This window comes from Streptomyces sp. NPDC051173 (assembly GCF_040689515.1).
Classification (GTDB): Bacteria; Actinomycetota; Actinomycetes; order Streptomycetales; family Streptomycetaceae; genus Streptomyces.
In genome coordinates this window covers 1-18343 of the sequence record NZ_JBFBBD010000009.1, presented here as the reverse complement: position 1 = coordinate 18343, position 18343 = coordinate 1, and the positions used below count along the sequence as shown (strand labels likewise).

The following is an 18343-nucleotide window of genomic DNA, read 5'->3' as shown; positions in this document are numbered from 1 at the left end:
CGTTGTTGAGGAAGGCGCGGACGGATCCGTTGTCACCGACGATGAGGTAGTCGGCTTTGCCGTCGCCGTTGATGTCGGCGAACCGTACCTTGTTGCCTGCGGTACCCGTGCCGGTCGCGATGCGGCCGTAGTCGGTCCAGCCGCCATGGCCGTCGCCGCCCTTGTTGAGGAAGGCGCGGACGGATCCGTCGTCCTCGACGATCACATAGTCGGCCTTGCCATCACCATTGATATCCACCCGATAGTCACCAACAGGTGCCTCAGGGGCGACCTCCGGAGCGGTGATCTTGCTGATCCAGGCGACGATGTCGTCGACGCGGGTATCCACGGCGCCGGTGCGGGTTTCCTTCTCGTCGGAGCCGAAGCACCCACCTTGCCAGGAGCGGCTGTTGATGCCGACCAGCTCGTAGCGTCCGCCGATGTCCCGGAACGCCGGGCCGCCGGTGTCGCCCTGGCAGACAGCCGCACCCTCGGACTTGCCGGAGAGGCTGACCGTGGTGTCCTTCACGGCTCCCACGGTGAACTTCGCGTAGTGCAGAAGGTCGGGTACCCACTCGTTCTTGGTGCGACCGTAACCCGTGAGCCACAGGTCTTCGCCGGCCAGCGGGGTGTTCGATCCGACGATCGCCGGGGTGATGCCGGTGACCGGCTTGGCCAGCTTGGCCAGCACCAGGTCACGGTCCTCGCGGGGAACGAGCTCCACGACATCCGCCACACTGCCCGTCTCCCGGGTCAGGTCGGCGCGGCCGATGGTGGCTGTCGTCTTGAGAGCGGGTGCACCAGCAGGAACCTTGACACCCTGGGCGGGGTTGTCGACGAAGCAGCTGGCGGCCGTGGCCAGCCACTGCTGCGCCACCAGCGCCGCGGAACAGCTGCGCTGGCCACCGATGTCGAGCTTCGCCGTGAACGCGAACGAGTCGTTGACAGGCTGGCCTGCGATGGCGTGCACGGGGGTAGCCGTCAATGTGCTCGCGGTGGCGGCCGATATGAGCAGTCCTGCAACCCACACCGCACGTGGACGTCTGGTTGACATGTCACTCTTCCTTGTTCGGGGATGCGTTGTTCGCCAAGCCGATCAGGCCGAGCGGAAACGGGCGGAGCCCGGTATCACTCTGACGGTCCGCGATCCTGGCGCGAAGGCATGACGTGCGCGGCGGCTCGCGGGTCGTACGGCTGGTTCAGGGATTCCAGATCAGAGAGCTTGCCGGCGAGGTTGTAGCTGTTCGGGTGGCTGTGGATACGCATCTCTTCGAGGCTCGCCTTCAGCTTCCGGTTCATCCATCGCCCCAGCGGGCGTTCGACATGCCGGTGGACGAGCCATGAGGTGATCAGCAATACCGTGAGCAGAACCGCCATGATGGCATAGGGGTGGAGGCGTCGCTCCATGTGCCGTATGAAGATCCAGCCTATGTCTTCGTGGAGAAGATAGAGGGGGTAGGTGAGGATGCCCATGGTGGGCAGCCAGCGCCAGGTGATCCAATTGGTGAGCCCGGTGGCAACTGCCGCCATGACGACGAATATGACGGTGAGAAGGATCAAGGCGGGCCACAGCGGTGCCTTGATTCCCGCATAGTACTGGTTCGATCTATGGGCATCGACCAGGAAATGCTGGCCGGTCAGGAAGCAGCCTCCGACGATGGACCACAGGAGTGCGTTCGGCTTGAATCGGTAGATGAGATAGAGCGCGATGCCGGCAATGAAGTACCAGCAGTTCTCGGGCATGACCACGGCTGCGAACACTCCGTTGTCGACCTTGGCGGCGAAAAGCCCGGCCACGGCCCAGCCAAGGCAAAATATCACCAATCGCCGGTAGGTCAGTCCCTTCCAGGCAACAAGGGTGAAGAGCAGGTAGAAACGCAACTCTGCCCACAGGGACCAGTAGACGCTGTCCACGCGGTCGACGCCCAACGGGTCCTGGAACATGGTCAGGTTGACCGCGAGGTTGCTGAGAGTGGGAACGTCTCGTACTCCCGGAAGCAACCAGAGTACGAACGCGGCAGCCAGGACAGCAAACCAGTAGGCGGGATAGAGGCGCGTCGCCCGCGAGATGGCGAATTCTCCCACACTCTTGCCCCAGCAGCTCATGCAGATGACGAATCCGCTGATGAGGAAGAAGAGCTGGACCCCGAGCCACCCGTAGTAGCTGAAAAGATAGGTGTTGGGGAAGTGGCTCTCCACCGAAGTGGTCCAGCCGGTGCCGTTGTAGGCCATGGTATGGAAAGCAACCACCATCAGGGCCGCGATGAGGCGCAGACCGTCCAGGGCGTAGAGCCTGGACTTTGCGTGCGGGGTCAATGTCGGCCCGCGATCTGGTTCGCCTCGTCTGGCGACATGCATGTCGTTTTCCACCTGCTCGGTTTCTCAACTCGCTTTAGATTCGGACTTTGCTTCCGGGTTCGCCGACGCCGGTGGCGAAAGCGTCTTTGTCGCCCCACCCACCGTGGTCGGTTCCGCCGTTGTTGATCCACGCGTCGACAGCACCATTTGCCTGGATGACCAAGTAGTCCGCCCTACCGTCGCCGTTGATGTCGGCGAACCGCACCTTGTCACCGGGTTCGCCGACACCGGTGGCGAAGGTGCCGAACTCGGTCCATCCGCCGTGATTACTGCCGCCGTCGTTGATCCAGGCATCGACCGCACCGTTGTCCTGGACCACGAGGTAGTCGGCCTTGCCGTCACCGTTGATGTCGGCGAAGCGCACCCTGTCATCAGGCTCGCCGACACCGGATGCGAAGGTGTCGAACGCGGTCCACCCGCCGTGATTGGTTCCGCCGTTGTTGATCCACGCCTTCACCACACCGTAGTCCTGGACGACGAGGTAGTCGGCTTTGCCGTCACCGTTGATGTCGGCGAACCGCACCCTGCTGCCAGGCTCGTCCACACCGGATGCGAAGGTGCCGAACGCGGTCCACCCGCCGTGATTGGTCCCGCCGTTGTTGATCCACGCTTTCACTACACCGTTGTCCTGGACGACGAGGTAGTCGGCTTTGCCGTCACCGTTGATGTCGGCGAACCGCACCTTGTCACCGGGCTCGCCGACACCGGTGGCGAAGGTGCCGAACGCGGTCCACTCGTCGTGACCATTCCCGCCGTTGTTGATCCAGGCGTCCACGGCACCGTTGTCTTGAACGACAAGGTAGTCCGCCCTGCCATCACCATTGACATCAACCCGGTAATCGCCGGGGGGCGCCTTGCGGGACGGGGCGGGTTTGATGTCCACCTGTTGCCGGATCCAACCATCGGCAGCCGCGCGGCCGAGGCCGTTGTAGAAGGCATCTGCCATCTTGAGGTAGCCGTTGTCATTGGGGTGGATATCGTCGGCGAGGTCTCGTGTGGTTACCGCACTCATGTCGACGTACCCGACGTGCAGGCCCTGGCCCTGTCGCTCCGCCACCAGCTGTGGGATCACAGCGTTGAACTTCTCGATGCGCTTCTGAGTAGCGCTGTCCGCGGAGGGAACCAGGGAGGAGACCAGAACCGTCATACCGGGGGCGAGCGACGCTATCTTGTCCACGAGGCCACCGAGACGGCGAGGGGCCGTGTCCACCTGATAGTTGTCGTGCATGTCGTTGGTGCCGATGTGCAGCAGCACCACGTTGGGGTTCGCCGCCGGCAGCCATCTGTCGACGTTGGCGGACAGACCGTGGATCTTCCAGCCCCAGTGTCCTTCGTGATCCGGATCGGGCATTTTGCCCTTCCGCTCTGACCCCACGAAATCCAGGCTGTCGGCGTGTGTAGTCAGCCGATTCCATAGTTCAGGGCGGTAGCCGGATCCAGCGGAACTACCGGCACCCTCGGTGATCGAGTCACCCAGGGGCATCACTGCGAGCCGCGGTACCTTCCAGCCTTTCGCAACTGCCGCGGACGCGGTCGCTGAAGCCAAGTGTCGAACATCGCTGGGTGAACCCTGGTGCAGATTCTGCTGGTTGGCGGTCATGGCCAGCGCAGGATGTGCACCGCCGACGATGCCACCGACGGTCAGTAGGCCGGCTGTCAACGCTGTGGTAAAGGTGCGTGCGGCCAGCCGCACCGACGCACGAGGCGTACGCGACCGCTGTCTGGGCACATGGCACCTGTCGGGACGCACGGCGCCGCCACTCGGACGTAATCTCGGATTCAAAGCAATGACTTTCTGTCAGGCCTGCCTCTGCGGCAGTCGGGGTGGCGCTCTCGCGAACGCGGCGTCGCGGAACCCCGGACAATCTGGTTGGGCCGGGCACCTCTGGGCCTGATCACGGCAAGTCTCACAGCCCCGGGTAACGCTCCGTGAAGCGGTACCCGGGGCGTGTGCCCGATGACGATCGGCCCGACGGTGCCGACCTGGGTTACTTGAGGAGTTCGACCTCTGGAGGCGTACCGCTCGCGCTCACGGCGGGGTACAGACTGAGATTGCCGTCGGACCATCGGACGAGGACGTCGCTGGGGCGAGCGTTGGCGGCGAAGGCGCCCGCCGTGACAGACAAGGTGTTCTTCCACGCGGACTTGTCGTCACGGATCTGGATCTCGTCGCGGAACGCCTTGGCCGGGTCGGAATTGACGCCCGGGAAGATGCTGGCGGAGCCGTTGACCCAGCGGACCAGGAGATCGGCGGTACCCTTGCCGGTGAATTCCCCGGCGCTGATCTGCTCGATGTAGGTACCGGCCGACATCGCCTTCTGCAGCTGCTTCTCCTGCTTGAGCCCGTTGGTGCCGAGGTCGTCGAAGAGCGATATGGAGCCGTCGACCCAGACGACAAGCAGGTCGTCACGCAGGGCGTTGGCGGTGTACCTGCCGACGGTCATCAGCTTCGCGTACTTCACCCAGGTGTCGTTGGCGGGCCTGAGCTGCTCTTCCTTGCTGAACCCGTTCTGGTCGACATGGGAGAACCGCGTCACCTCACCCGTGCGCCAGCGCACGACCAGGCCGTCGGCACCGCTGCCGGTGAAGTTGCCGCCCGCGACCGAAACGGCGTACTGCCAGCCGCTTCCCGCGACCTTGTACTCGGCGGTGAATGGATACTTCGGGTTGTTGTGGTCGGCGCCCTGGAAGATGCTGGCCGACCCGTCCTTCCAAGCGACGAACAGATCCATGTGCCGGCTGCCCCCGGGCGAGCCACCGGTGAAGTAGCCCGGGACCATGTGCTGCGCGTCGGTCCAGGTCTTCCCGCGCAGGAGGTCGCGGGAGGAGGTGGTCTGGATCCAGGTGGCGATGTCGTCGACGCGGGTATCGATGGCGCCGGTGCGGGATTCCTTCTCGTCCGTGCCGAGGCAACCACCCTGCCAGGACCGGCTGTTGACGCCGACCAGCTCGAAGCGGCCGTTCAGGTTCCGGAAGGTCGGACCGCCGGTGTCGCCCTGGCAGACAGCCGCACCGTCGGACTTGCCGACGAGGCCGACCGTGGTGTCCTTCACCGCCCCCACGGTGAACTTCGCGTAGTGCAGACGGTCGGGCACCCACTCGTCCTTGGTGCGTCCATAACCTGTGACCCACAGGTCCTCGCCGCTGACCGGGGTGTTGAAACCGAGGCTTGCAGGGGCGATGCCGGTGACCGGCTGGGCCAGCTTGGCCATCACCAGGTCACGGTCCTCACGGGGGACGAGCTCCACGACGTCCACGACACTGCCCGTCTCCCGGGTCAGGTCGGAGCGACCGATGGTGGCCGTCGTCTTCAGCCTGGGCGCACCGGCGGGGATCTTGAGGCTCTGCGTCGGATTGTCGGCGAAGCAACTCGCGGCGGTGACCAGCCACTGCTGCGCCACAAGCGCGGCCGAGCAGCTGCGCTGGCCGTCGATCTGGCTGCCGATGTCGAGCTTGGCCGTGAACGCGAACGAGTCGTTGACGGGCTGGCCCACGACGGCGTGCGCGGGGGCAGCTGTCAACGTACTTGCGGTAATGGCAGTTAAGAGCAGTCCTGTGAGCCACGCTGTGCGCGGACGTCTGCCAGACATGTGGTCATTCCTTGCTTGTAGGCATTTGGCTCGGCCGACTGGTCGGGCCGAGCGAAAACGGAAGCAGCGATTGCTGTTTAGTGCTGCGACACGCAGTCATCGCGGGCTCATGCCACGTCCGATGAGGCGTCTCAGGTGATATCCGCCCGTTATCCGGTAACGCGGAGCTCCAAGAGGACAGCCTGCTTGCGGGTGTCCCCTGCTTCGCCGAACGGTGTGTAGTCGTTCCTGGGCGCGCTGACGGTCGTTTCTTTGCCGTCAAGGGTGATCTTGGCCTCGACGGGGTGGTCTTCGGTCAGGATGCCGTAGACGTCGGCAAGCTGGAGGGAGAGATAGCCCTGCTTGCCCTTGACCGCGAAGCAGAAGTCCTTCTGCCCGGTCCTGGACCTGACCTTGATGTCGTGGACGGCCGCGCAGTCGGTGAGGGTGATGTGGCCGTCGCCCTTGAACAGTGCGATGCCTCGCTCTTTGAGGATCTTCGCCGACTCGGGGTACTCGAACTTCTCGACGCCAAAGGGCATGTCATCGTCGCCGGAGGTGACGCCGACTCTCGCGGGCGTGTTCTGCGGAGGGGCGGGCTGGGCTGCGGACGACGTGGTGAATCCTGCAAGCAGGGCAATCGTCGCGACGGTGGTAGCAACTAGGGCTTTTCGGGCATGGGGTATTGCCACGTTCGCCTTCCGGCTCGAGGGGGCGGGGCTGGTGCGACGCCCCAGGATGTCCGCCAGTAAAGCATATGTATGATGCCGTCAAACACACCCTCAGTTAGAGCTGTGTCACAGGTGGTTGTCGTGTTGAGCGGGCGATAGCCCAGCTCAGCACCCCTTTGATCATGGCAACCCTCTGCGCAGCCGACGGTGTGTCGTCGCACGACCTGACCCCGGAGTGCGGCTTGCCGCGGTCCGGGCCGACCCGGAAAGAGATGGCCTGAATGAGACAGAGATTGCGTTCCGTTGACGGAGCGCTAGAGCTCACCGAAGACATATCGACGGGAGGGAAACGGTTATCAGGACTGCGTGCCTGTACCGCGATCCTTCCCACTGTGCTGCTGGTTGGTCTCTTGGGTGCCACACCGGCCGCTGCGACCGATGCCGCGGATGACGACTCCGACGCATCGTTGGAGCGGGCGATGGTCGTCCGACTGTGGGAGTACGGTGGCGCAGGGATCAAAGCGGCGGCCGAGGGCGCGCTGCTGGGCACTGACGACGACATCAAGAAGTTCCTCTCGGCTAAGAACGGCATCCAGTACGACGATGATGCCGTCGATGCCAGCCGCGTCTTCAACGTGGGCGGGCTGGCGGTGCGGCAGGCCGCCAAGAAGGCTTTGGAAGGCACGCCCGAGGACCTGCGCGCATTCCTGAAGGATGGTTGGAAGGCCCCGCTCGAGGATGACCAGCGTGTCGAAGCCTCCCGGGTCATTTACTACGGGGGTTACGGTGTCAAGGAGGCAGGGAAGACAGCCCTGAACGGCACCCCTGCCGATGTCGCAAAGTTCCTTGATGTCGGCCAGTACGACGCACGTGAGACGGACAACAACGTCCTCGTCTCACAGATCATCAACGCGGGCGGCCCGAATGTGAAGGCAGCGGGCAAGCTTGCAATTAAGGGCACTCCTGACGACATCGTCGAGTTCCTTGAAGTTGGTCAGTTCACGGCCCGAAATCGCGACCAGGAACACGCCACCATCGCGGAGCTCACCAAACAGGCAGAACAGGCTGGCTTCCAGGCCGAACAGGCGACCGAGAAGTCGCAGAAGGCGTCGGCTCGCGCGGTCACAGCTTCTGAACTGGCCAAGGAGTCCGCACAGAAGGCAGCCAAGGAGACCAAGGCAGCCAAAGATGACTCCAAGAGGGCTGCCGTCAAGGCCCAGCAGGCCGCGGATGCGGCACGAGCTGCTGCCGGCGCGGCCCAGGAAGCAATCGGTGCGGCCAACGCTGCCCAGCGCTCCGCGCGTGTCGCCGCCTTGGCTGCCGCCCAGACCGCGAGTGCGGCCGACGCTGCTGCCGAGGCTGCAACTCGTGCCTACAACGCCGCCATTGCCGCGGGCAGTGATGCGAGCAAGGCAGAGGACGCCAAGAATTACGCGAAGCAGGCGCGCGAGGCGGCGGGGCTTGCGAAGAAGTCGGCCGCGGCGGCCGATCAGGCGCGCAAGGCATCCTCGGCTGCTGGGGACGCGGCGAAGGCGGCGCAGAGCGCTGGCGTCAACGCCAATGACGCAGCCGATGCGGCCGACGAAGCGAACCAGTACGCTGACGCGGCTGGTGTTCACTCGGGCGAGGCGCAGGCGGCGGCCACAGAGACCCGTCGACATGCAAGGGAGGCCAACCGCGCCGCCAACGCTGCGGAATCGCTGGCCCGCAAGTCGGCCGACGCCGCCTCTGAGGCCCGGGACGCGGCCAACTCTGCTGCTGACCACGCGAACAAGGCAGCGGATGCTGCCGAGGAGGCCGCCAAGCACGCGGGCGAGGCCAAGGATGCGGCCACAGAGTCTGCCAAACAGGCCGAAGCGGCGAGGCAGGCCGCCGAGGCCGCGGACGTTGCGGTCGCCACGGCCAACAAGGTGTTCGCGATCGCGAGGGACGTCGAAGCAGAGGACCTCGCCACCCGCACCGCAGCTGCTATCGAGCGCGCCAAGTCCGATCAGGCGCAGACGGAGAAGCTCACTTCCACTGCTGCCGCCCAGGTGGTGGAGGCCAGGGGGCTGGACGACACTGCTAAGGCTTTGGCCGTGGAAGCAGTCAAGCCTGGCGTCGACGTTAAGGCGATTGCGGCCAAGGGGCGGGACCTTGCTCTGCGGGCGCTCAAGACCCGCGGCCCCTTGAGTCAAGAAGCGGCTGCCCGGGCCCTGTCCGGCACCGACGCCGATGTCCTGGAGTATCTGCGTAGTGGTTGGGAGAAGGCAGGACGGGAGGAGATCCGCCAGCAGGTCGTCGATTTGTCGGTGCAGAACCCCTACCAGTCCGTCCGGACTGCTGCCCAGGAGGCGCTCCAAGGTACCGATCAGCAGATCGGGAACTTCTACACCACGGGCCAGTATTCGGCGGGAGTCACGGACTACAGCGTCCGCGTCTCCCAGATCAACAATGCTGGTGGGCCGGGTGTGAAGAAGGCGTCCAAGGCTGCTCTCGGCAGCAATGACCCCAAAGATTTGGTCGCCTTCATCAACAATGGCCAGTACCAGGCGCAGCACGACGACGAGAGTGTTCTGGCTTCCAAGTTGGTCAATGACGGTGGCCCGGAGGTGAAGGCCGCCGCCAAGGTCGCCTTGTTTGGGCCGGTGGACCAGCTGCACAGTTTTATCCAGGTTGGACAGTACGTGGCCGACCGTAAGGATCAGCTGGCCGCCGTCCACGTTGCTCAGCTCCAGCTCCTGATCGATCAAGGGTCCAAGATTGCAGCCAAGGCCCAGGAGAACCGCTGGATCGCAGCCAAGGCCGCAGCCATCGCTAAGGGCGCTTCCGCTGACGCCCAAAAGGCCGCGGACCAGGCACAGAAGTCAGCTAGCGACGCCAAGGGATATGCTGCCGCCGCCGACAAGTCGGCTCAGCAGGCCGAGAATTCTGCCACAAAGGCAGCGAAGGCTGCCACCACCGCACGTAACGCTGCCGATGCTGCCGACAGTGACGCAGCCGCAGCCACCGAATCTGCTGCTCAGGCTGAGTTTTCAGCCAGCTACGCCAGGAGTTCGGCGAGCCAGGCAAGTACGTATGCCGACGACGCTCGCCTCTCTGCTCGGGATGCGGGGAAGAACGCTGATGAAGCAAAAACCCTCGCCACTCAGGCTTGGAAGGATGTACTGAAGAAGCGTCAGGTCGAGCAAGCCGAAGCGCAACGCCTGGCCGACCAGCAACGCAAGCAGAGGGAGAAGGAACAGAGGGAAAAGGCAAAGAGGCACTGTCGCACAATCCCAGACCATCCCGGAAATGAAGCAGGTGGCACAGCCTGCATGCGAGGGTCGACGGACGATTGGACCATCGACACCACGCCGCCTGACCCGACCCTGACCAAGATCTTTTGGGATGCCAGTGGGCTCACCGACATCAAGGTCTGCATCAAAAACCCCACGCTGGGGCAGTGCACGGTGGCGGTCGCGATGGTCCTGCCTCTCGGAAAGGCGCTGAAGGGGGAAAAGCTCGCTGTTGAGGGAGTCGAGGCTGTAGTCAAAGAATCGCGAGCTGCGAAGGCGGCGAACGGTGGGCTTGGTGAGCTGGTTGAAGTGGCCAAGCCAGACCCTGCTGCTGATGCTCTTGCGCAGAGGCTGGGAGGTGCGTCACGAGTCAGATTCGCTAACGACCCAAGCGGGAGGGAGTATGATGCGATCAGTGACCTGTATGTTGCCCAATCAAAGCCGGCAGGGTTCCGAATGGGAAGCGCGTTTCGAAACCAGGCAAAGGCGACCTTTGAGGCATCTCTCCAGACTGGGCGTAAACCCTACTTTCATTTCGAAGGGTCTCCGGATGCAGGGGTGATCGCCAAGTTGCAAGAATACGGGCAGCGTTATGGTGTTCAGCCTGTAATTGATGTTGAGCCGCTGGGGTGACGGGCATGTATGAATTTCACGGGTGGTTCGGCATTGCCGAATCGGCGGAAGAGGCTGATACGGGCTCCCTTTCGGAAGGTGTAACGGATCTGCGGGATCGGATTTCCGGGATCCAATGGGCAACGGGTGAGGTTCGGCTGGCTGTTCATAATGGCCAGCACTTCTTGACCGTTAATGGTCTGGTGAACCGCCGTAGGGACGAGGCTCGGGAGCTGGATGCTCTGCTCGAGCATCTTGCCCGTCGGTTCCCGGGCGCGTGGGGCCTTCTCTATGAGCGGTCGGATGACTTTACTGATCCGCCGGGGTCTGGAGCGTTTCGGGTGCGTGTCATGGCAAGGGGGGCGATACAGGAGCGACTTGACCCCTTCCTTTCCCCATGCCAACCGGTGATCGAGGATTAAGTATGGTTCTAGGGCAGGGGCATTGCATGATGCGGATCCGTCCGGTTCACGTGCCCTGCCCGTGACGTCGTGTCATGTCCGGTTCTGGGGATGGGAAGCAGTGCAGGCACGGCGCCGGTGATCATGTGGTTGTCGAGACCCATGCGAACCGAACGAGACCGTGCCTGCCTCTGCATCATCTCCCATGCCCGTCGCGCTGGAGCACCTGGCCCACGCTCCTTGTTCCGCGCCCCTCATCGACGCAGCCGGCCTGCGTCCCTTCCTGGATGCGGTGCCCGACCCGCGGGATCCCAGGGGCCGCCGACATCCGCTGTCCGCGATGCTGGCGGCGGCCGCGGCTGCCGTGCTGGCCGGTGCCCGCTCCCTGGCCGCGATCGGCGAGTGGATCACGGACGCACCAGGCTGGGCCGTGCGTGTCCTCGGTTTCCGCCATGATCCGCTGACCGGGCTGGTGGTGGTCCCGCACGCGGCGACGGTGCGCCGTCTGCTCGCCCGTCTGGACGGCGACGCGCTGGATGCCGCGATCGGCGCCTTCCTGTCCGCGCGGACAGCCCCCACCCGTGAGGCGGACGCGCCGCGGCCGATCGCGGTGGACGGCAAGACCGTCCGCGGCTCACGCACCCGGACCACCGTGGCGATCTCGCTCCTGTCCGCGATGGCACACAGCGGAGAGGTCCTCGCCCAGCGCCAGGTCGCCGACAAGAGCAACGAAATCCCTTCCTTTGCCCGACTGTTGAACGGCGTCGACCTCACCCATGCCGTGATCACGGCGGACGCCCTGCATACTCAGCACGGCCACGGCGCCTACCTGCGCTCACGCGGCGCCCACTACATCGCCGTCGTGAAGAAGAACCACCCCGGCCTGTTCGACCGCGTCCGCACCCTGCCCTGGCGCGAGATCACGCTCGACCACTACGAGCGCACCCGGGCCCACCACCGCGACGAGATCCGCCGGCTGAAGACCGCCGCGTTCGCCCACCTGGACTACCCCGACGCCCACCAGGCCCTTCAAGTCGTGCGCTGGAGACGAGACCTCGGGACGGGTAAGCTGACCATCGAACGCGTCTACCTGATCACCAGCCTGCCGCCCGGCGCGGCCACCGGCGCCCAGCTCGCTTCCTGGATCAGAGGCCACTGGGGTATCGAGAACCTCCTCCACCACGTCCGTGACCGGACCTTCCGCGAGGACGACTCCAAAATCCGTACCGCCGGGCTGCCCCGCACGATGGCCAGCCTCCGCAACCTGGCCATCGGCCTCCACAGGCAAGACGGCCAGAAGAACATCGCAGCCGCCCTCCGGCGAGCGGCCCGCGACTACCGCCGGCCCCTGACCCTCCTCGGCCTCACCGGATGAAACCGGACAAGATCACTTCATGCAAAGACCCTGGTCGTCGACCTGTCCGTCCAGAGCCCCTACGAATCCGTGCGCACCGCGGCCCAGGAGGCCCTCAAGGGCAACGATCAGCAGATCAGGGACTTCTACACCACCGGCCAGTACACGGCTGGGGCCACGGACTACAGTGTCCGTGTCTCGCAGATCAACAACGCCGGTGGGCGCGGGGTGAAGGATGCCTCCAAGATTGCCCTGGCCAGCAAGGATCCCAAGGATCTGGTTGCCTTCATCACCAACGGTCAGTATCAGGCGCGCAATGACGACGAGCTGGTCCTGGCGTCCAGGCTCGTCAACGACGGCGGCCCGGAGGTGAAAGCCGCTGCCAAGGTCGCCCTGTTCGGGCCGGCGGATCAGTTGCACTCCTTCATCCAGGCAGGCCAGTACATGGCTGACCGCAAGGACCAGCTCGCTGCCACCCATGTCGCCCAGCTCCAGCTCCTGATCGCTCAGGGTTCCAAGATCGAGGCCAAGGCGCAGGAAAACCGCTGGGTCGCAGCCAAGGCCGCAGCCGTCGCTAAGGGCGCCTCAGCCGATGCCCAGAAGGCCGCGGGAGAGGCCCAGAAGTCGGCCGACGTGGCCAAGGGGTACGCCGCTGATGCAGACAAGTCGGCTCGCGAGGCGGAGAGTTCCGCTGCCAAGGCCGCGAAATCTGCTGCCACAGCACGCGATGCTGCCGATGCCGCCGACCGTGACGCCGATGCCGCCACTGAGTCCGCTGCCCAAGCGGAATTCTCCGCCAACTATGCCCGGACGTCGGCCAGCGAGGCGGCTGAGCACGCGGATGATGCCCGCGAATCTGCCAGAGCGGCTGGAAAGAACGTCGAGGAAGCTAATTCCCTCGCTTCCGAGGCATGGGTCGATGTGCTGAAGAAGGCTCAGGCCGAGCAGGCCGAAGCGCAGCGCTTGGCCGAGCAGCAGCGCAAGCAGAAGGAGAAGGAACGGAAGGACAAGGCGAAGAGGCACTGTCGCACAATCCCGGACCACCCCGGAAATGAGGTGGGTGGCACTGCCTGCATGCGAGGGTCGGCGGACGATTGGACTATTGACACCTCACTGCCCGACCCGACGCTGACCAAAATTCTCTGGACCGTGACCGGGCTCAACGACATCAAGGAATGCATCGAGAAGCCTGCACTGGTTCAGTGTGGCACTGCCGTCATCATGCTCCTGCCTGCCGGCAAGGCACTGAAGGCAGAAAAGCTTGCCGTTGAGGGAGTCGAAGCCGCAGTCGAAGAGTCGCGGGCTGCGAGAGCGGTGAAGTGCCTGGAGTGTTTCCTTGCTGGCACCAAGGTGCTCATGGCAGGCAACTCGACAAAGAGTATCGAGTCCGTCAAGGTCGGAGATCTGGTAGTTGCCACTGACCCCATCAGTGGCAAGTCGGGCCAGCGTAAGGTGACCGACGTCATCGTCACCGAGCATGACAAGCGCTTCAATGAGCTGACCATTGCCACCGCGCAGGGTGCAGAGAAGCTCACGGCCACCTACGAGCACCCCTTCTGGTCTCCGTCCCAGAACGCCTGGGTCAGGGCTGCCGAGCTCCGCCCTGGTATGACTCTCAGAACCGTCGATGGGCGTGCTGTCGGTGTGGAAGGAAACCGATCCTTCGCCGAAACGGCCAGGACCTACAACCTGACTGTCGAGGATCTGCACACGTACTATGTTCTTGCGGGCACAACGCCGGTCCTGGTCCATAATTCCAGCTGTCCCCTCCATACGGTGGGTGGTCCGAGAGTCCGTCCCGGGAAGGATATCGATGTGGATGCGGGCGGATTTGTTCGCGCACCCACTGAAGGCGAATTGAAAGCCCTGGACGTACAAGGGCTGTCGACTTTTGACACGACTGCGAATGCCAGCCGTGTCGGATTGAAGGGGCAGGTTCGCTCTCCCGAGGGGCCGCTTCCGGATGGCTTGGGTGTCATTTCTGATGGTAAAGGCGTGGGCGGTACCCGGGCGCTCGGTCACCACACCATCTATCCCACACGGCGAATGTCGTTCGATGAATACGTGGAGCTGATCAAGGGTATGAAGTGGGAGAATGTGGGCGTGAAGCTGTGAAATCTGAAAATATGGATGCAGAGATGGGGAAGTGGCACGCCTTGGTGTCGGCCGAGAAGGAAGTGGCTCGATGTCGCGCTGAGGTGAATGAGTTGCCCTCGCGTGCAGAGATCTTGGCGGAAGCAATGTCGGGGAGATCGGTGTGGGGTAGATCTACCGCCATGACGTTCTTGCGTCACTTTCCCGAGGATGTACCGAGGTTTCTCGAGCTCCTGGTCGATCTTTCCCTGTCGATAGGGTGGGCGCAGCAAGCCTGGGAAGCGATTTTGCCAGCGCGCAGGGAAATCGACCTCTCGCGATTTACTGAGATAGTGCTGAGGCATCTGTCTGATGGTGACGCGGAGGACTATCTAAGGCTCGCCGATATGCTGACTCATGTCGAGGCCTGGGAAATCCTTGGCGTGGTGATTGAGCGGGCTCGCGAGAGTGACGATCCCGAAATTCGGCAAGTCGCTGATGATTTCACCGAAAGCTACGGCGGTATGTTGCCCTAAGAGAACTGTCTGGCAAGCCGCCATAAGGACACCGCGCTACCGGGGCCGTTGGCGTGCAATCGTCAGTTATGCAGCCCGTGCGCCTGGATGGGCGCGGGCTGCACAGCCTTGACGCAGGTGATGAACTCCGCCCACGAGGCGCACTCGAAGACGAGGGCCGGGCCGTTGGCGTCCTTGCTGTCACGTACAGGGACGACGTCGGCCAGGCCCTCGCCTATCTCTATGCAGTCCCCGCCATTGGTGATGTAGCTGCTCTTCCACCATGTAACGGGCAGTTGGCTTGCTATCACGGGTCTAGCTCCTTCAGGTGTTCGTGGATCAGTCGCACGATGGACCCAGTGTGCGGGAGGGTATGTGAATGTGCCACACGGAACTTCCTGAGATGGATACCAGATGAAGAAGATCATTGTCCCGCTTTCCATGCTCTGCGCCGTGCTGGCTGTGGGTGCCGCAGCCTTCTTCTTCCTGTTCGGGGCCGAGAGTGGCTCGGCAAAGCCGAGTGAGCTTGTCGGTTCCTGGCGCGGGAGCGAGGGTGCAGAGTTGGATCTCCATGAGGACGGGTCGCTCACGGCTGCGAAAGTCCCTACAGATTTCTCCGTCGACGGCAAGCCCATGAGGCCATTCACGGGAAAAGGGACCTGGGAGCTAGGGAAGAAGTCCAAATTCGAAGACCAGCAGATCGACGTCACGCTCGGCGAGGTTTTCGGGTCACTAACAGGACTCCATATGTACATCAAGGGAAAGGGAGCCCAAGGCGGAATCGCCATAAGGATCTCCGAGGACACCCTTCAGGAGTTCCCCTTCAAAAGGGCACATTGAAGCAATTCGGCGGCCGCACCCAGGATACTCGCTCGGATCTGATGCATCCCCGGGCGGAGCAGATTTCCGCGATCGCTCAATAACCCGGGTGTGGGGACGGCTCCGTATTTCCTTAGCGGGAAGGCCAGTAGTCACCAGAGGTGGACGGCGGACTAGTACAGTGCAGGGTCCAGAAAGGTTGATATCAAGATCAGGCTGGGTGAGGACTAATGGAAGACGCGGACTCCATCGCGATCGATCGCAACGGCTATCTGGATGTTCGCTCCCGTAGCGCAGCCACTTTTGATCTTGATGCGAGATTGCCTGATCAGGTTTTCAAAGAAGGTGTGGGGGACTCGCTGTTCTGTGAGTTTGATGCGGTCCTCACCTCGGAATTCTGGTCGACACTCTGCCCGATGGCCCGATGGCCCGATGGCCCGATGGCATGGCGACGGGCACGTAGAACTGCTGGTTCTTGAGCCGGATTGCGATGCGTTCTACCTTCCGGAGTATCGGATGTACCCGGCGGTCTCGTTGTCCGTCGAAGCCGACGTGGACGACTACTGGGCGGCGATCGGTCATGAGCCGGACGGCGACATCATGGGGTCGATCGCGACCTCCGCGAACGTCGTCGCTGTGACCGGCCCTTCCAGGAGATGGGGGTGCTGGGGCGAAAGGGATCCTGAGGTCGCGGTTTTCCGAGGTTTCCCGAATGTAGCCGCACGGAATAAGTGGCGAGCACAGTTCGGACCCTTCCTAGAGGTGTCTGGCGCACTGGAGTCGCATCTCCCCCTGACCTTCGCGGGTCGGAGCGTCCCGGATGAGTACGCCACAACCCTGACCGCCAACTATGGATCTCCGGTCGGTAGACGGCCGTAACACCTCGAAGGGTCCCGCCGGAACTCCGGAGGGACCCTTCGTCGGCATCATGGGCGCAAAGCTCCCTGGTCGGCGATCCATGCCATTACCTTGCAGGGTGCGCGACTGGCTGGCCTCGCACACCGATCGCATCGCGTGGTGAGCTGTACGAGTTGCGTGACTCTATATAGCTGCCTTGACGCAAGCGATGAAATCCGCCCACGTGGCCAACTCGAAGGTCAGGGCCGGGCCGTTGGCTTCCTTGCTGTCACATACAGGGACGAAATCGGCCAGGCCCTCGCCTATCTCGATGCAGTCCGGTCCACCGTTGGTGCTGTAGCTGCTCTTACGCCATATGACGGGCAGTTCGCTTGCGTTCATGCGCCTGGCTCCTTGAAGTGTTCGCGGATCAAGTCGGCGGATTCTCTGGGTGACAGGGCTGCTGCCCGTGGGCGCCCGTGGGTGGCCTCGGCGATCTCACGCGGTTCCAGTGCCGTCTGGCCCTGTGAGAAGCCGTCGACGTACAGGACGGCGGCCCCTCGTCGAAGCTGAGGAGGGTGAACGGCCCCGCGACGCTCGGGTGTGTGGTCACCTGGCGGGGGACGATCTGGATGACGTTGCGCGGTCCGTACCGGCTTCCAGGAGGTGCTGGAACCGAGCGCGTATCACGTCCGGTGCCCCGTTGGAACGCGTGCTTGGGTTCCGGTTCAGTCCCACCAGAGTACGACGAGCAGGTGGCGCTTTGCTGCGTCGAGGTAAAAGTCGCGCAAGGCGTTGAAGTGCTTCAGCAGGTACTCCCTCGGACCGTCGGTGATCTGGTCGGCCCCGCGGCCGATCAGGGATCCGGCTTCGCGGTCGTCGGTTGGCAGGGCGGCGAGGAGGGCGGGCATGTCGATCTGGCCGAGCAGTTCGGAGACACGCGCCACTTGAGAGGCGGACAGGGCGGCGGGGGCGGGCCCGAAGGGGGCGATGGTGTGCGGGTGCGTATCGAGGAAGCCCAGGTCGAGAGCGGTGCCGCCGGCGGAGGTCAGGCGGAGAGCGTCGAGATGGAGCTCGTCGAGCCCGGCCACCTCGCCGACGCGCACCAGCAGTTCCGGCGCCCAGTCCAGGTCCAGCATGTCGTACGCCAGCGGATCCCAGTGGGGATCGCAGTCCGGTGACGCGCTGGCGGACTGGCGGCAGGCGGCGAGATCCCCCGCTGGGACGCGAGCGAGCTGCTGGGTGCCTGCCATGACTGCAGTATCCCTGCCACGTCCATCGGATTTCCGACTGCTCTCTCGGGGGCGCACGCGATCATCGCACCCATGGGGACTCGTGACCGTGAGGGGGAAATTACGGGCTCTGCCGAGGATCTTGCGGGATGAGGTGTGAAGCCGTCGTGAGCCGGCCGAATGCGCGATGGGCCTGCCCAACTACTCGTAGACGGTCGCCGCGCCCAGGGCTCGTGCGATGAAGGTCCAGTCGCCACCAGCCGGAAGCTCCTTGCCGAAGTTTTGGTACCAGCCATCCGAGTCATCCATCCATGAGGCGAGGGCTTCGAGGAAGCGGTCCAGGGTTTGGTTCTCCCAGTCCTGCCTGCGGCGGAGGTAGTTCTGGTGCAGGTCACGGACGAAAGCGACCAGCTCTTCGCGACTGTGTATCTCGTCATCAGGGGTGAGCGGCATGGGAGAGACCTAGCGTGTGGTCAGGCAGACGATCGTAGACCGACGGTAGATCGCGAGGAGTATGCGGCGGTGGAGCAGGTCGAAGTTGGCGCGGCTGTAGCCTTTCCGCTTAAGAGGTTGTCTCACGTGGTGAGTTTCGCGAGTTTCTTGTAGCAGGTCAGGGCGGCGGCCAGGCCGAGGAGGGCGAGGAAGTGGGAGCCCTTTCGTTCGTAC

General features: G+C 63.7%; 16 protein-coding genes. 7 read left to right on the top strand and 9 right to left on the bottom strand.

From position 1 onward, the window contains the following. From AB0435_RS08205 to AB0435_RS08185, 5 genes are all read right to left on the bottom strand, one after another. Nucleotides 1-1033: trypsin-like serine protease (locus AB0435_RS08205; RefSeq protein ID WP_366426476.1), on the bottom strand; the 1033-nt coding region annotated here is incomplete at its 3' end. Between the two features lie 74 nt (nucleotides 1034-1107). Further along, nucleotides 1108-2349 carry an acyltransferase gene (locus AB0435_RS08200; protein WP_366426475.1) on the bottom strand — a complete coding sequence of 414 codons (1242 nt, stop codon included), beginning with the start codon at nucleotides 2347-2349 and terminating at the stop codon, nucleotides 1108-1110. Between the two features lie 22 nt (nucleotides 2350-2371). Continuing rightward, nucleotides 2372-4030, bottom strand: coding sequence for an FG-GAP-like repeat-containing protein (locus AB0435_RS08195; protein WP_366426474.1), 1659 nt, complete (start codon nucleotides 4028-4030; stop codon nucleotides 2372-2374). A 295-nt stretch (nucleotides 4031-4325) separates the two neighbouring features. Further along, entirely contained in the window at nucleotides 4326-5858 is a 1533-nt protein-coding gene (locus AB0435_RS08190; protein WP_366426473.1) for a S1 family peptidase, read from the bottom strand. A gap of 218 nt (nucleotides 5859-6076) precedes the next feature. After that, nucleotides 6077-6598 carry a hypothetical protein gene (locus AB0435_RS08185; protein WP_366426472.1) on the bottom strand — a complete coding sequence of 174 codons (522 nt, stop codon included), beginning with the start codon at nucleotides 6596-6598 and terminating at the stop codon, nucleotides 6077-6079. Nucleotides 6599-6969: 371 nt separating this feature from the next. Here AB0435_RS08185 and AB0435_RS08180 point away from each other — a divergent pair, with 371 nt between their 5' ends. From AB0435_RS08180 to AB0435_RS08160, 5 genes are all read left to right on the top strand, one after another. After that, nucleotides 6970-10467, top strand: coding sequence for a restriction endonuclease fold toxin (locus AB0435_RS08180; RefSeq protein ID WP_366426471.1), 3498 nt, complete (start codon nucleotides 6970-6972; stop codon nucleotides 10465-10467). Between the two features lie 5 nt (nucleotides 10468-10472). Further along, a complete protein-coding gene (locus tag AB0435_RS08175) occupies nucleotides 10473-10868 on the top strand; it encodes an Imm7 family immunity protein (protein ID WP_366008191.1) in 396 nt (131 codons plus the stop codon). Nucleotides 10869-11052: 184 nt separating this feature from the next. Next, a complete protein-coding gene (locus tag AB0435_RS08170; protein ID WP_366426470.1) occupies nucleotides 11053-12222 on the top strand; it encodes an ISAs1 family transposase in 1170 nt (389 codons plus the stop codon). 30 nt (nucleotides 12223-12252) lie between these two features. Next, entirely contained in the window at nucleotides 12253-14316 is a 2064-nt protein-coding gene (locus AB0435_RS08165; protein WP_366426520.1) for a polymorphic toxin-type HINT domain-containing protein, read from the top strand. Nucleotides 14317-14327: 11 nt separating this feature from the next. Then, nucleotides 14328-14810: a hypothetical protein gene (locus AB0435_RS08160; protein WP_366008592.1), complete on the top strand. Its 483-nt coding sequence runs from the start codon at nucleotides 14328-14330 to the stop codon at nucleotides 14808-14810. 62 nt (nucleotides 14811-14872) lie between these two features. Here AB0435_RS08160 and AB0435_RS08155 read toward each other — a convergent pair whose 3' ends face one another. Then, entirely contained in the window at nucleotides 14873-15100 is a 228-nt protein-coding gene (locus tag AB0435_RS08155; protein WP_366008591.1) for a DUF397 domain-containing protein, read from the bottom strand. 103 nt (nucleotides 15101-15203) lie between these two features. Between AB0435_RS08155 and AB0435_RS08150 the strand changes: the two genes are divergently transcribed. Continuing rightward, nucleotides 15204-15629, top strand: coding sequence for a hypothetical protein (locus AB0435_RS08150; RefSeq protein WP_366008590.1), 426 nt, complete (start codon nucleotides 15204-15206; stop codon nucleotides 15627-15629). Nucleotides 15630-16040: 411 nt separating this feature from the next. Further along, nucleotides 16041-16487, top strand: a complete 447-nt coding sequence (locus AB0435_RS08145; RefSeq protein WP_366426469.1) for a hypothetical protein — start codon at nucleotides 16041-16043, stop codon at nucleotides 16485-16487. 162 nt (nucleotides 16488-16649) lie between these two features. Here the strand turns inward: AB0435_RS08145 and AB0435_RS08140 are convergent, their stop codons facing one another. The 3 genes from AB0435_RS08140 to AB0435_RS08130 form a co-directional block, all read right to left on the bottom strand. After that, complete coding sequence (locus AB0435_RS08140) at nucleotides 16650-16847, bottom strand: DUF397 domain-containing protein (RefSeq protein ID WP_366008607.1); 198 nt, start codon at nucleotides 16845-16847, stop codon at nucleotides 16650-16652. Nucleotides 16848-17173: 326 nt separating this feature from the next. Continuing rightward, nucleotides 17174-17698 (bottom strand): DUF1877 family protein, encoded by a 525-nt coding sequence (locus AB0435_RS08135; protein WP_366426468.1) that lies wholly within the window; start codon nucleotides 17696-17698, stop codon nucleotides 17174-17176. A 180-nt stretch (nucleotides 17699-17878) separates the two neighbouring features. Next, entirely contained in the window at nucleotides 17879-18130 is a 252-nt protein-coding gene (locus tag AB0435_RS08130; RefSeq protein ID WP_366426467.1) for a hypothetical protein, read from the bottom strand. Nucleotides 18131-18343 lie beyond the last annotated feature (213 nt).

Excerpts from the sequence above, each read along its gene's own strand:
- AB0435_RS08175 (WP_366008191.1), top strand. The coding sequence starts at position 10,473 with ATGTATGAATTTCACGGGTGGTTCGGCATTGCCGAATCGGCGGAAGAG.
- AB0435_RS08170 (WP_366426470.1), top strand. The coding sequence starts at position 11,053 with ATGCCCGTCGCGCTGGAGCACCTGGCCCACGCTCCTTGTTCCGCGCCC.
- AB0435_RS08160 (WP_366008592.1), top strand. The coding sequence starts at position 14,328 with ATGGATGCAGAGATGGGGAAGTGGCACGCCTTGGTGTCGGCCGAGAAG.
- AB0435_RS08150 (WP_366008590.1), top strand. The coding sequence starts at position 15,204 with ATGAAGAAGATCATTGTCCCGCTTTCCATGCTCTGCGCCGTGCTGGCT.
- AB0435_RS08145 (WP_366426469.1), top strand. The coding sequence starts at position 16,041 with ATGGCCCGATGGCATGGCGACGGGCACGTAGAACTGCTGGTTCTTGAG.
- AB0435_RS08140 (WP_366008607.1), bottom strand. The coding sequence starts at position 16,847 with ATGAACGCAAGCGAACTGCCCGTCATATGGCGTAAGAGCAGCTACAGC.
- AB0435_RS08135 (WP_366426468.1), bottom strand. The coding sequence starts at position 17,698 with ATGGCAGGCACCCAGCAGCTCGCTCGCGTCCCAGCGGGGGATCTCGCC.
- AB0435_RS08130 (WP_366426467.1), bottom strand. The coding sequence starts at position 18,130 with ATGCCGCTCACCCCTGATGACGAGATACACAGTCGCGAAGAGCTGGTC.